Raw genomic sequence first — 12,505 nt, 5'->3', positions numbered from 1 at the left:
GCGAAAGCGAGGGGCCTTCCGACGTTTCCGGCGTTTCCGGTGATTCCCTGGCCGCCGACGGGCCGCGAACGCGACGCCCCCGTCCCGGGCCGGGACGGGGGGCGTGGCGCTTCCGGCGGTCGTGCGGCCGGTCAGCGGCCGAAGTAGCCGTTGAAGTTCTTGGAGAACTCCTGGCCGGCGAACCGGTCCCAGTTGATCGACCAGGTCATCAGCCCGCGCAGGTTCGGCTGGGCACCCGCCCGCGGCACGTACGTCCCGCAGTTGGCCAGCTTGGTGAGGCAGTCGAGCGCCTTGTTCACCTCGGCCGGGGCGACGTAGCCGTTGCCCGCGTTGGTGGTGGCCGGCATGCCGATGGCCAGCTTGGAGGCGGGCAGCGCCGGGAACACGTTGTTCGTGTTGCCCGCCACCGGGAAGCCCTTGAGCAGCATGTCGGTCATCGCGACGTGGAAGTCGGCGCCGCCCATCGAGTGGTACTGGTTGTCCAGGCCCATGATGGAGCCGGAGTTGTAGTCCTGGACGTGCAGCAGGGTCAGGTCGTCGCGCAGCGCGTAGATGACCGGCAGGTACGCCCCGGCCCGCGGGTCCTGGCCGCCCCAGGGGCCCGATCCGTAGTACTGGTAGCCGAGTTGGACGAAGAAGGTCTCCGGAGCCATGGTCAGCACGAAGCCCGGGCCGTACTTGGCCTTGAGGGTCTTCAGCGCGGAGATCAGGTTGACGATGACCGGGCTGGTCGGGTTCTTGAAGTCGGTGTCACCGGTGTTGAGGGAGAGCGAGTGCCCCTCGAAGTCGATGTCCAGGCCGTCCAGGCCCCACTTGTCGATGATCGCCGAGACCGAGCTGACGAAGGTGTCCCGGGCGGCGGCGGTGGTCAGCTGGACCTGGCCGTTCTGGCCGCCGATCGAGATCAGCACCTTCTTGCCCTGGGCCCGCTTGGCGGCGATGGCGGCCTTGAACTCGTCGTCCGACTCCACGGTCGGGCACTCGGTGGCCGGGCAGCGGTTGAAGCGGATGTCGCCGGAGGTGACGGAGGTGGGCTCGCCGAAGGACAGGTCGATGATGTCCCAGGAGTTCGGGACGTCGGCCATCCGGGTGTAGCCGGCGCCGTTCGCGAAGCTCGCGTGCAGGTAGCCGACCAGGGAGTGGCTGCCGACCGGCGGGGGCGTGGTGGGCGGCGGGGTCGTGGGCGGCGGGGTGGTCGGGGGCGGGGTGGTGGTCGGCGGCGGGGTGGTGGGCGGCGGCGTGGTCGGCGGGGGCGTGGTGGGCGTCACCGTCGGCGTGGGCGTCGGGCTGGGGGCGCCCGGGCCGTCCAGCGAGATGTCGTCCGCGTAGTAGGTGCCCTGGCCGTACCAGCCGTGGGTGTAGACCGTGGCGCTGGTCTGGGTGGCTCCGGTGGTGAAGCCGACGCTGAGCTTCTGGTAGGAGCCGCCGGTTCCCGGCGTCCAGGTGCTCGGGCCGCCGCCGTCCACACCCAGGTAGACGTACGAGCCCTGGACCCAGGCGCTGAGCGTGTAGGTGGTGTTCGGGGCGACGGTGACAGTCTGGGAGCACTGGGCGGTGTCGCCGGCCGTGGCGGCCGCGGCGAGCGCGCGGCTGCCGCTGTGCACCGGGCTCGTGACGACGCTGCCGGAGTTGCCGGAGCAGCTCCAGGGGCCGAGCGAGCCGGACTCGAAGCCGCCGTTGGACAGGAACTCGCCGGCCGAGGCGGCGGGCGCCAGGCCCAGGGTGACGCCGACCAGGGTGGCCGCGGCGACGGCGGAGGCGGTGCCGGCGGCGATGGCCGCGCGGCGGCCGGTGGCCGGAGTTCCGGAGGTGGGTGTTCTGCGCATGCGGGTGCTCCTGCGATGGCGCGGTCGTGGGGGACGTCCGAGGGCACGCCGGAGCACGCGCCAGTGGGGGGAACGGCCCGGCCTGGCACCCAAGTTGGACTAGACCACTGAAGTGGATGCGGCCGTACGGTGTCAATGGTCCAGACCGGTCCGCGCACGCTCCGGTTGCCGGAGATGACACCCCGTCGAAGGATGGAGGGGTGACCCCGCCCGGCTACCTCCGCCACCCCCACCTGCACGGCGGCCTGCTCACCTTCACCGCCGAGGACGACGTCTGGATCGCCCCGCTCAACGCCGACGGCACCGGCACCGGCCGGGCCTGGCGGGTCGGCTGCGACCGCACCCGGGTCAGCCACCCCCGCTTCTCCCCCGACGGCACCACCCTCGCCTGGACCAGTTGGCTCGCCCCCACCCCCGAGGTGTGGACCGCCCCGGTCGACGGCGGCCGGGCGGACCGGCTCAGCTACTGGGGCAGCCAGGACACCCGGGTGCGCGGCTGGCTGCCGGACGGCGAGGTGCTGGCCGTCACCTCCTACCACGAGCCCTTCGGCCACTACACCTGGGCGCACTCCCTGCCGCCGGACGGCTCCCCCGGCCGCCGGATGCCCTGGGGCCCGGTCGGCGACGCCCAGATGAGCCGCGAGCACACCGTGCTGCTCACCGGCGCCGCCCCGCACGAACCCGCCGCCTGGAAGCGCTACCGGGGCGGCGCCACCGGCCGGCTCTGGGTGGACGGCGAGCGGATCCTGCCCGAGCACACCGGGCACCTCGCCGCACCGATGCCGGTCGGCGGCCGGATCGCCTTCCTCTCCGACCACGAGGGCATCGGCAACGTCTACTCCTGCCGGCCGGACGGCACCGACCTGCGACGGCACACCGACCACGCCTCCTACTACGCCCGTGAGGCCGCCACCGACGGCACCCGGATCGTCTACCAGCACGCCGGCGACCTCTGGCTGCTGGACGACCTGTCCGCCCCCGCGCCGCGCCGCCTGCACGTCCCACTCGGCGGTGCCCGGGCCGGCCGCCGCCCGTACCAGGTCAACGCGGCCGGGCAGGTCAAGGACCTGGCCTGCGACCAGACCGGCCGGACCGGGCTGGTCACCGTGCGCGGCAGCCAGTACTGGCTCACCCACAAGGACGGCCCGGCCCGCGCGCTCGCCGACACCCCGGGGGTGCGCACCCGGCTGCCGGTGGTGCTCGGTCACACCGGCGAGGCGGCCTGGATCACCGACGCCGAGGGCGCCGACGCGATCGAGGTGGTGCCGCTGCCCGGGCACGACCGCGCCCCCGGGCCGGCCGGCGCCGAACTGCACCGCCGCCGGGTGATCGCCGCCGGGCGGATCGGCCGCGTCCTGGAACTCACCGCCTCCCCTGACGGCAGCCGGCTCGCCGCCGCCACCTCGGACGGCCGGCTGCTGCTGGTCTCCTCCGCCGACGGCGAGGTGCGCGAGGTGGCCGCCTCCGGCTACGGGCCGGTCTCCAGCGCCCGCTTCTCCCCCGACTCCCACTGGATCGCCTGGTCCGAACCGGTCGCCGGACGCTCGCTGCGCCGCGTCCGGCTCACCCGCGCCGACGCGACCGCGCCGACCACCGACATCACCGAGGGCCGGTTCGAGGACGAGCAGCCGGTGTTCACCCGGGACGGCCGCTACCTGGCCTTCCTCTCCTGGCGCGGCTTCGACCCGGTCCACGACGTGCACACCGGCGACCTCTCCTTCCCGCTCGGCTGCCGCCCCTACCTCGTCCCGCTCGCCGCCGACACCCCCTCGCCGTTCACCGCTCCGGCCGAGGACGGCGCCCCGCACGGCGGCGGCGACGGCGCCGTCCGGGTCGACCCGGAGGGCATCGGCGAGCGGCTGCTCCAGTTCCCGGTGATCTCCTCCAAGTACTCGGCCACCGACGCGGTGCGCGGCGGCCTGGTCTGGCTGCGCTGGCCGATCTCCGGCACCCTCGGACAGACCTTCGCCGGCCCCGAGGACACCTCCGGGCGCCCCTCACTGGAACACTTCGACCTCCTCCGGGGCACCCGCACCACGCTCGTGGACAAGCTGGACGGCTACGCGGTCTCCGGGGACGGCGGCTCGATCGCGGTCTACTCGGCCGGAGCCCTGCGGATGATCCCGGTCGGCGCCCCCTCCGCCGGGATCACCGTCGACCTGCGCCGGATCACCCACACCGTGCACCCGGCCGCCGAGTGGCGCCAGGCCTACCACGAGGCGGCCCGGATCGTCCGGGACCAGTTCTGGGACGAGCGGATGTCCGGCCTGGACTGGCCCGCGCTGGTCGCCCAGTACGAGCCGCTGCTGGACCGGATCTGCTCCCCCGACGACTTCGCCGACCTGCTGCGCGAGCTCCTCGGCGAACTCGGCACCTCACACGCCTACGTCACCCCGTCCCGGCGCGCCGAGGGCCCCACCCTCGCCCAGCAGCCGCTCGGCCTGCTCGGCGCCAACGCCCACCGCTCCCCCGACGGCCGCTGGCTGGTCGACCGGGTGCTGCCCGGCGAGACCTCCGACCCGCGCGCCCGCGCCCCGCTGGCCGCCCAGGGCGTCCGGGACGGCGACGAGTTCCTGGAGGTCGGCGGTCGGCCGGTGGACCCGCTGCGCGGACCGCTGCCGCTGCTGGCCGGCACCGGCGGCACGACCCTCGAACTGGCCCTGCGCGGCGCCGCGGACGGCCCGGTGCGACGGATCGTGATCACCCCGCTGACCGACGAACGGCCCATCCGCTACCAGGACTGGGTGAGCAAACGACGCTCCCTGGTACGGGAGTTCAGCGACGGACGGTGCGGCTACCTGCACATCCCGGACCTCGGCGGCTCCGGCTGGGCGCAGTTCAACCGGGACCTGCGGCGCGAGCTGGACAAGCCCGCCCTGGTGCTGGACGTCCGCGGCAACGCCGGCGGCAACGTCTCCGAACTGGTCCTGGAGAAACTCACCCGGCACGTCCTCGCCTGGGACTTCACCCGGGACCGCCGGCCCGTCCGCTGGCCCCGGCACGCCCCGCGCGGACCGCTGGTGGCGCTGGCCGACGAGGCCACCAGCTCGGACGGCGACGTGATCATCGCGGCGATCGGGCTGCTCGGGCTCGGCCCGGTGGTCGGCACCCGCACCTGGGGCGGAGTGGTCGGGATGAGCGGACGGCACACCCTCGGCGACGGCACCCAGATCTCGGTGCCCAAGAACGCCTCCTGGTTCAGCGGCGGGCTCGGCTGGTCGGTGGAGAACCGGGGCGTCGAACCGGACGTGCACGTGCTGCGCACCCCGCGCGACTGGGCCCGGGGGCGCCACCCCGAGCTGATGGCCGCCGTCCAGCTGGCCCTGGACCTGCTGGAGGACGCGCCCGCCGCGGCGCCCCCGCCGGAGTCCACGCCCCGGCCGGACCTGCGGCGCCCGCCGCTGCCGCCGCGAACGAGCTGAGCTCTGGGCTCAGCCCCAGGGGTCGCCCTCGGACGTCATGTTCTCGGCCGCGCGCCGGTCCGCCTCCTCCTGGGCGACTCTCTCCTCCGTCTCGCGCTTGCGCTCGATGTCGCTGCTGTACGCGTCGGCGGCCTCGTCGTGGGCGAGGGCCGCGCGCTGGGCGGGGTCCTGCCCGGTGGACTCGTGCGGCTTGTGCCGGAACCTGTCGAAGATGCCCATGACTCCTCCTACGAACGGGATGCCGGGCTTCCCTCACTCTCACACCGGGTGCCCACCGGCGCACCTCGGGCCCGTCCTGTCGGTTCCTTGAGCCTTTGGTCCCTGGTGGACGCGCCCAACGTCCGTAGCCGGAGACCGCCGGCCAGGCGCAGATTGGGGCCGTCGGCGAAATCGACGCCACCCCCTGGAGCCCGCTGTGACCGTCGTACACCCCGGAAGCCACACCCGGCGCACCGCCGAGGACCCGCACGACGGACCGCGCCGCCGGGTCGGCCCGCTGGCCGCGCTGGACGGCCGGCTGCCCGGCGCCCACGACCTGCTGCTGATGCAGTGCCCCAGCTCGCTGCGGCCCTTCGCGGGCGGCGAACTGCCGGACTGGGCGCGGGCCGTGCTGCGGGCGCACCCCTGGGTGACGGTCGGCCGGGCACCCGCCGTGGCCGGCAACCCGGTCGACCTGCCGCACCCGCAGCGCTGCACCCGGGACCCGGAGGCCGCGCCCGAACTCTGGTTCCCGGTGACCGTGCGCGGCCCGCGCCCCGGCCAGCGGCTGGACGCCCTGGGCCCCTGGGCGGCGGTGGCCCGGACCCTGCGGCCCGAACAGCTCCCCGACCGCCGCGACCGGCTCGCCCCCGAACGCCTGGCCGGCATCCCGGCCCTGGCGCTGCTGCCCGAGGTCGGCCGGCTGGTGGCGGACCACCGCCTGCCCTGGGGCCCGATCGGCGCGGCCGGCTACGAACTGGGCACCGGCCTGCCGGTCACCGGGCCGCTCAGCCCCCTGCGGCTGGTGCTCCGCTGCCCGCAGCCGATCAGCCGGCGCGACGCCCTCCAGCTGCGGCGGGCCCTGAGCAAGCTGCCGGTGCCGGTCCAGGCCGAACTGGAGACCCGGCACGGCTCGGTGCAGCTGGCGGAGTACGCCTCCGGACAGCTCGGCCTCACCCTGCTGACCCCGGACGGGCCCCGCGAGGTCCGCGACCCGTGGTTCCCCCGGGGGCCGCACGCCTGAGCCCCGTGGTGGCGGGGGCATCAGCGTGGTCGTGTCAGCCGGGATACCGGAGCCTGTGCCGGCCGAGGGTGATCAAGGGCTCCTCGAAGGGCTGGTCCGCCAGGTAGTCCGGAGACCAGGCGATGCCCCACCGGGCGCACTTCGGGCAGTTCCACGTCCGCCCCGCCGCGTTGGCGTCGTCGAGCAGGTCGACCGGCCCGGCGCAGTCCTCCGCCGGACAGGCGGGGGAGGACTGCATCTCACGCCCCGCTCTCGGAGAAGCGGATCCGGCCACGGGGCTTGGGCGGGGTCGGGCGGACGACCAGCATCGGGCCGTCCGGGAGGGGTTGGAGACTGGTGGGGTCGACGGTCCGCTCCAGACCGCCGCCGATCGGCCGGACGTAGGCGAGGCCGCCCCGGGTGTCCATGTGGACGACGTGCTGGTCGGACGTCAGGTCCTTGACCAGCTCGCCCACCTGCGGACGGTAGGGGCGGGGAGCGACGGGAAACTTCTTGCGCATCACGACAGATGACTCCGTTCAGTAGTGCGACGACTACCCAGGGGTCACAACTGTGGGCTATAGTCGGCAACGCCTTCAACCTTTCATCGAGGAAGGAAAAGGAGCTGACCATGGTGAACCGCAAGGAACTTGACCCGGACTCCTCGCCCTCCGCCAAGTTCGGCGCACTAGTTCGCGAGCTGCGAGAGGCACGTGGCTGGACTCAGGACCACCTGGCGAAACTCACCGGGTACTCGTCCGTACACGTGTCCGCCATCGAAACTGGTCGCAAGCCTCCAACCCAGCGGTTTGCAAGAAGACTTGACGAGGCCTTTGAAACGCCGGAGAAGTTCGAGCGCGAGTGGCGCAACGCGGGACGGCGCATCTTGTTCGAGGGGTTCGGCGAGTACCTGCGCAGCGAGGCCACCGCGACGGCAGTCCGACTGTTCGAGATCAACATCATCCCGAGCCTCTTCCGGACCCCCGACTACGCGAGGGCCTATCAAGAAGGGCGGGTTCGCCGAGGACGGACGACGCAGCAACAGGCCGAAGAACGACTGACGATGCTGCTGCACCGGCAGCAGCGACTCCAACAGCACCCCGCGCCCCGAGTCCACGCGGTCATAGACGAGGGCTGCCTCCACCGGGCGATCGGAGGCCGCGACGTCATGGCGGAGCAGCTCCGGCATCTGGAGGAACTGGCCGCCCAACCTCAATTCGTCATCCAGGTAAGCCCGTTCTCACTCGGCGAGGACCGGCCGTTCTCACACCCCATCACCTTGCTGACCATGCCGAACAGAGCCAGCGTGGGATACGGTGAGATTCAGGGGAAGGGCTTCCTCCAGCGCGACCCGGATACCCTGGCCGAATGGGACGGCGAGTTCGACCAGTTGCAGGTCGAGGCGTTGTCGCGAGCAGCAAGTCGAGATTTTGTCCGGCGGATTCGGAGGAGTTTTGAGCATGGCTGACCTGGCACGCGGTACGTGGCGCAAGAGCACGTACAGCGACCCCGAGGGGCAGTGCGTCGAGGTGTCGGACGAGCTTCCCGGCCACCTGCCGGTGCGGGACAGCAAGGACCCGGACGGCCCGATTCTCGTCTTCCACGCCACGGCCTGGCAGTCCTTCGTGTCCGCCGTCCGGACCGGCGAGTTCGGCGCCGTCTGATCCGCCGCGAAAAGGTCGCGGGCCCGATGTCAAGAAGGCCCGGTCCGCTCCGACGTCATGGTGTGCGGCACCCCGCCGCACATCGACGCGACAGGAGCCCCCACCGTGGAACAGCTGCTCAGAGTCATGAACTTCAACGTCTCCAGCGACGGCGTCGCGGCCGGGGAGGAGCAGAGCTTCGAGCTCCCGTTCGGCCTCGACCGCCCCGAACGGCTCTTCTCCTGGGCCGGCGCCACCGCGAGCTGGCCGATGCGCACCGACCCCGGGGGCAGCCGGGGCCTGGACGACTACTTCACCCGGGACTTCGCCCGCAACATCGGCGCCGAGATCATGGGCCGCAACAAGTTCGGCCCCCAGCGCGGGCCCTGGCAGGACCACCAGTGGCGCGGCTGGTGGGGCGAGCGGCCCCCGTTCCGCACCCCGGTGTTCGTCATGACCCACCACGAGCGCCCGTCCTTCACGCTCTCCGACACCACCTTCCACTTCGTCGGCGGCGACCCGGCCGCCGTCCTCGCCCAGGCCCGGGAGGCCGCCGACGGCAAGGACGTCCGCCTCGGCGGCGGGGTCACCACCGTCCGGGAGTTCCTCGACGCCGGCCTCGTGGACACCCTGCACGTGGCCGTCTCCCCGGTGGAACTCGGCTCCGGCCTGCGGCTCTGGGACTCCCCCGACGACCTGCTCGACCGCTACCACCTGGACGTCGTCCCCAGCCCGAGCGGCGTGATCCACCACCTCTTCTGGCGCCGCTGACGCCTCCTGCTACCGTCGCGGGGCGCCCGCCGCCCGACCCGGGTGGTGGGGCGCCCTCGACGGCACCAGGAGAGCCCTTGAAGCACAAGACCGCTGCGACCGTCATCGCGGCCACCGTCCTGTTATCGACCGGTTGCGAGTCGACCGACCAGTCCGGAGCCGTCCGGAAGCCCGCCTTCGCGCCCTCGGCCATCCCGTCGTCCTCAGGTGGCGAGGCGGCGTCGGCGGAGTTCGCCCGGCACGTCCAGGAGCACGCGCCCGACGAGCAACGCACCGCCGTGACGGGGCACGTCACCAAGGTGCTGCGGTCGGTGCGGCAGGGCGACCACCGCAACAGCTACATCGCGACCGACTACGCCCAGCCGGACGACACCGCGACCCGCAACATCGTCCGCGCGTACCTCGCCTGGGCCGGGCCCGAGGACGACGCGACGATGCTCGTCCTCTACACCGCCTCCGGCGGCGTGATGGGCGCCATCGATCTCGCCGACTGGCGCGGCCCGTCACCGTCCTCGCGCTGAGACCCCGACCGCCGAGGAGGTCGGGGCCCCGCGCGAGGCGGCATCAGCCGGTGATGCTGGGCGCGCCCGTCTCCAGGTGGCCGGTGAAGCGCTGGGACCAGCTGCCGTCCACGTCCACCGTCACGGTGAAGTCGTACCAGCCGCTGCTGAGGGCCACCGCGTTGAAGAAGTCGCTGACGCTGCCGCCGGCCGGGACCTGGTACGTCCAGGGGCCGTCCGTACGGTAGTTGTTCGAGGCGATGGTGAACGTCATCGGTGTGGCAGCGGAGTTGGCGAGCCTGAAGTACAACGCCGGCTTGCCGCTGCCCGGTTCGACCGCGTACGAGGCCGTCACCGCCGCGCTCTTGCCCGCCTTCGTCGCGTCGCCCTTGAAGCGGCGCAGGAAGCGGTTGGGGCCGACCACCGTCAGGTCGTAGGGGCCGCCGCCGAAGTTGGTGCCGCAGTTGAAGAAGTCGCTGGTGCTGCCGCCCGGGTCCACCGTGTACTGCCAGGGGCCGCCGCCGCGGTAGGCGTTGGCGTAGGCCGCGAAGTGGGCGGACTTGGTGGCGGCGGCGCCCTTGTTGTCCATCGCGATCCAGACCTTCATCACCCCGCCCGAGCCGAACTCCAGGTGGTCCAGGTTGGCGTTCGGCTGGTAGGGCAGGGCGCGGGCCGGGCGGGTGCCGGGCTCCTGGACCGGGAGCTGGTTGTTGACCGGGGCCGGGTTGGGCAGCGGGCCGCAGGCGGACAGGCCGATGGTCTGCGAGGTGTCGGGCAGGGCGGGCAGGCCGTACACCGGGTTGGCGAAGTCGAACACGCTGGTCAGGTCGCCGCAGACGCGGCGGCGCCAGTCGCTGATGTTCGGGCAGGTGGCCGGCTTGCCGAGGGCGGCGGTCCAGACCTCCAGGAAGCGCAGCACCGACGTGTGGTCGAAGGTCTCGGAGTTGACCCAGCCGCCGCGGGTCCAGGGCGAGATGGCGATCATCGGGACCCGGAAGCCGAGTCCGATGTTGGTGGAGTTGTAGAACTCTCCCGGGGTGCCGGCCGGGGCGGCGGGCGGCGGGACGTGGTCGAAGAAGCCGTCGTTCTCGTCGTAGTTGAGGAACAGCACGGTGGAGTCGAAGACGTTCGGGTCCGCGTTGAGCGCGTCGATCACCAGGTGGACGAAGTGCGCGCCGTCGGCCGGGGTGGCGTACGGGTGCTCGGAGGAGGCCTGGTCGGCGACGATCCAGGAGACCCTCGGCAGCGTCCCGGCCAGCACGTCGGCCTTGATCGCGGCGGCGATGTCGTCCGGGGTCCGGCCGGTGACCTTGGGCACCGAGCCCATGCCCTTGACGGCCAGGGCGCTGCCGGCCGGGGCGCCGGAGAAGTTGGTGAAGTAGGCCAGGGCGTTGTCGCCGTAGTTGTCGGCGGCGTTCTGGTAGACCTTCCAGCTCACCCCGGCGCCCTCCAGCGCCTCGGCGTAGGTCTGCCAGCGCAGGCCCTTCTCGTCGCCGCCGTCGTAGGCCGGGCCGCCCGCCGCGCCGGCCGGGTCGATCTGGCCGGACCAGTGGTAGGTGCGGTTGGGGCCGGTCGCGCTGAGGACGGAGCAGTGGTAGGCGTCGCAGATGGTCCAGTTCTCGGCCAGCGCGTAGTGGAACGGGATGTCCTGGCGGGTGAGGAAGCCGAGGGTGCGGACGTTGCCCTTGGCGGCGACCCAGGAGTCCAGCTTGCCGCTGTTCCAGGCCTGGTGCTGGTCGCTCCAGCCGTGGCTGAGGTCGCCGTTGCACTGGGCGAGGCGCTCGGGGTCGGCGCCGCCGGCCGGCTTGGTCTGGCTGAACTGCCACGGGTACTGGCGGCCGAGCAGGCCGTTGGGCTGGTTGAAGACGCTGTAGCCGCCGGAGATCTGGATGGCGCTGCGGTCGGCGAAGCCGCGCACGCCGCGCAGCGTGCCGAAGTAGTGGTCGAAGCTGCGGTTCTCCTGCATCAGGATCACCACGTGCTGGGCGTCGGAGATGGTGCCGGTCGCACTGCGCGCGGTGGTGCCGGCGGTCGCGGCGGCGGCGCCCGGGGTGGCTCCCGCGGCACCGGTGCCGGCCACCGCGAGGCCCGCCGCGGCGGCGCCGGACAGCGTGACGAACTTCCTACGACTCAACTCGGCCATCAGCCCGGTCCGTCCCTTCGCTGGCGATGTTGTGCACACAAGTCGAGGCTCGCTCGATCGCGCAGCAGTCTCCACCGCCCGCGGAGCGGCCCACCAGACGCTCGCGGCAGGGTTGGCGGACTGTTCGCCCGGGCGTCACCGAGTGACGCCCGACTGAACGGGCGGAGCGGGCGGGAGGCTCAGCGGTCCTTGACCTCGATTCCCAGCGCGTGGGCGAACTGCGGTGCCAGTTCCAGCAGTTGGGTGGAGCTGATGACCGCGCCGCGCAGCCCCTGGTGGCCGTCGACGAGGCCCAGCCGGGCGGCGCCGCGCAGGTCGGTCTTGCCGAGCGTCGCGCCGCGCAGCCGGACCTCCTCCAGGGTGGAGCCGGGGAAGGACACCCCGGTCAGCTTCGCCTCGCCGAAGTCCACGTCGCGCAGCAGGCAGTCCTCGAAGACGACGTCCCGCAGGACGGCCGAGCGCAGGTTGACCGCCTCCAGCTTGCAGCCGCGGAACACCACCCGGCGCAGCGCCGAGCCGTACCCGGCGATCCCGGCGAGCACTCCGCCGACGAAGGAGCTGTCCTGCCACTCGGTGTCGCTCAGGTCGCAGGCGACCCAGCGGCCGGCCTGCACCCAGACCTCGTTGAACCGGGCCTGGCGCAGCTTGACCCCGCTGAGCGCGACGCCGGTGAAGGCGCACTCCAGGAAGGCCGCTCCGGCGCCCGACTCGTCGGTGTGCTCACCGCCGTCGAAGTGGGTGGTGTCGTAGCGCTCGTCGCTGCGCAGCGGCCCGGTGTGCGGGCGCAGCAGGTCGGCGTACGGGAGGTCGGCGAGCCGGTCGGGGGCGGAACGGGGCACGGTGGTGGCTCCTGGCGGTCGGGGCGGCGGACGGGTCTCGCCCGCATGCTCGCACGCGGCACCGACAGCGCCCGGCCGCGGCACGACCCGGCACGACCCGGCACGACCCGGCACGCGAGAACGCCCCGTGACGGCGCCCCGCGAGGAAGCGCCCCGGCCC

The 12,505-nt window shown here is 72.9% G+C and carries 12 protein-coding genes; 6 read left to right on the top strand and 6 right to left on the bottom strand.

What is annotated here, in order from left to right; genetic code table 11:
- Positions 1–131 precede the first annotated feature (131 nt).
- Entirely contained in the window at positions 132–1,826 is a 1,695-nt protein-coding gene (locus ACFRMQ_RS28280) for a chitinase (RefSeq protein WP_380733492.1), read from the bottom strand.
- A gap of 116 nt (positions 1,827–1,942) precedes the next feature.
- Here ACFRMQ_RS28280 and ACFRMQ_RS28275 point away from each other — a divergent pair, with 116 nt between their 5' ends.
- Positions 1,943–5,248 (top strand): S41 family peptidase, encoded by a 3,306-nt coding sequence (locus ACFRMQ_RS28275; RefSeq protein WP_380733491.1) that lies wholly within the window; start codon positions 1,943–1,945, stop codon positions 5,246–5,248.
- A 9-nt stretch (positions 5,249–5,257) separates the two neighbouring features.
- Here ACFRMQ_RS28275 and ACFRMQ_RS28270 read toward each other — a convergent pair whose 3' ends face one another.
- Positions 5,258–5,467 carry a hypothetical protein gene (locus ACFRMQ_RS28270; protein WP_380733490.1) on the bottom strand — a complete coding sequence of 70 codons (210 nt, stop codon included), beginning with the start codon at positions 5,465–5,467 and terminating at the stop codon, positions 5,258–5,260.
- Positions 5,468–5,663: 196 nt separating this feature from the next.
- On the opposite strand from ACFRMQ_RS28270, the gene ACFRMQ_RS28265 reads away from it, so the two are divergent.
- Positions 5,664–6,470, top strand: a complete 807-nt coding sequence (locus tag ACFRMQ_RS28265) for a phosphoribosyl-dephospho-CoA transferase MdcG domain-containing protein (RefSeq protein ID WP_380733489.1) — start codon at positions 5,664–5,666, stop codon at positions 6,468–6,470.
- Between the two features lie 34 nt (positions 6,471–6,504).
- Here the strand turns inward: ACFRMQ_RS28265 and ACFRMQ_RS28260 are convergent, their stop codons facing one another.
- A complete protein-coding gene (locus ACFRMQ_RS28260; RefSeq protein WP_380702615.1) occupies positions 6,505–6,708 on the bottom strand; it encodes a hypothetical protein in 204 nt (67 codons plus the stop codon).
- 1 nt (position 6,709) lies between these two features.
- Positions 6,710–6,970 carry a hypothetical protein gene (locus ACFRMQ_RS28255; protein WP_380733488.1) on the bottom strand — a complete coding sequence of 87 codons (261 nt, stop codon included), beginning with the start codon at positions 6,968–6,970 and terminating at the stop codon, positions 6,710–6,712.
- Positions 6,971–7,080: 110 nt separating this feature from the next.
- On the opposite strand from ACFRMQ_RS28255, the gene ACFRMQ_RS28250 reads away from it, so the two are divergent.
- The 4 genes from ACFRMQ_RS28250 (at position 7,081) to ACFRMQ_RS28235 (ending at position 9,384) form a co-directional block, all read left to right on the top strand.
- Positions 7,081–7,917, top strand: a complete 837-nt coding sequence (locus ACFRMQ_RS28250; protein ID WP_380733487.1) for a Scr1 family TA system antitoxin-like transcriptional regulator — start codon at positions 7,081–7,083, stop codon at positions 7,915–7,917.
- Positions 7,910–8,113 (top strand): DUF397 domain-containing protein, encoded by a 204-nt coding sequence (locus tag ACFRMQ_RS28245; RefSeq protein WP_380733486.1) that lies wholly within the window; start codon positions 7,910–7,912, stop codon positions 8,111–8,113. Before ACFRMQ_RS28250 ends, ACFRMQ_RS28245 begins: the two co-directional genes overlap by 8 nt.
- 105 nt (positions 8,114–8,218) lie before the next feature.
- A complete protein-coding gene (locus tag ACFRMQ_RS28240; RefSeq protein ID WP_380733485.1) occupies positions 8,219–8,863 on the top strand; it encodes a dihydrofolate reductase family protein in 645 nt (214 codons plus the stop codon).
- 77 nt (positions 8,864–8,940) lie between these two features.
- Positions 8,941–9,384, top strand: a complete 444-nt coding sequence (locus ACFRMQ_RS28235; RefSeq protein WP_380733484.1) for a hypothetical protein — start codon at positions 8,941–8,943, stop codon at positions 9,382–9,384.
- A 43-nt stretch (positions 9,385–9,427) separates the two neighbouring features.
- Here ACFRMQ_RS28235 and ACFRMQ_RS28230 read toward each other — a convergent pair whose 3' ends face one another.
- Together ACFRMQ_RS28230 and ACFRMQ_RS28225 are read right to left on the bottom strand one after the other, a co-directional pair.
- A complete protein-coding gene (locus ACFRMQ_RS28230) occupies positions 9,428–11,506 on the bottom strand; it encodes a phosphocholine-specific phospholipase C (protein WP_380733483.1) in 2,079 nt (692 codons plus the stop codon).
- Positions 11,507–11,685: 179 nt separating this feature from the next.
- Positions 11,686–12,345, bottom strand: a complete 660-nt coding sequence (locus tag ACFRMQ_RS28225; RefSeq protein WP_380733482.1) for a pentapeptide repeat-containing protein — start codon at positions 12,343–12,345, stop codon at positions 11,686–11,688.
- Positions 12,346–12,505 lie beyond the last annotated feature (160 nt).

This window comes from Kitasatospora sp. NPDC056783, assembly GCF_042789895.1.
Taxonomy (GTDB): Bacteria; Actinomycetota; Actinomycetes; order Streptomycetales; family Streptomycetaceae; genus Kitasatospora.
Note: the sequence above shows the minus strand (reverse complement) of the source record. Positions and strands in the feature narration are given on the sequence as shown.

What these genes read in the sequence shown, in the direction of transcription:
- ACFRMQ_RS28260 (WP_380702615.1), bottom strand. Translation starts at nt 6,708, where the DNA reads ATGCAGTCCTCCCCCGCCTGTCCGGCGGAGGACTGCGCCGGGCCGGTC.
- ACFRMQ_RS28270 (WP_380733490.1), bottom strand. Translation starts at nt 5,467, where the DNA reads ATGGGCATCTTCGACAGGTTCCGGCACAAGCCGCACGAGTCCACCGGG.
- ACFRMQ_RS28280 (WP_380733492.1), bottom strand. Translation starts at nt 1,826, where the DNA reads ATGCGCAGAACACCCACCTCCGGAACTCCGGCCACCGGCCGCCGCGCG.
- ACFRMQ_RS28255 (WP_380733488.1), bottom strand. Translation starts at nt 6,970, where the DNA reads ATGCGCAAGAAGTTTCCCGTCGCTCCCCGCCCCTACCGTCCGCAGGTG.
- ACFRMQ_RS28245 (WP_380733486.1), top strand. Translation starts at nt 7,910, where the DNA reads ATGGCTGACCTGGCACGCGGTACGTGGCGCAAGAGCACGTACAGCGAC.
- ACFRMQ_RS28230 (WP_380733483.1), bottom strand. Translation starts at nt 11,506, where the DNA reads ATGGCCGAGTTGAGTCGTAGGAAGTTCGTCACGCTGTCCGGCGCCGCC.
- ACFRMQ_RS28275 (WP_380733491.1), top strand. Translation starts at nt 1,943, where the DNA reads ATGCGGCCGTACGGTGTCAATGGTCCAGACCGGTCCGCGCACGCTCCG.
- ACFRMQ_RS28250 (WP_380733487.1), top strand. Translation starts at nt 7,081, where the DNA reads ATGGTGAACCGCAAGGAACTTGACCCGGACTCCTCGCCCTCCGCCAAG.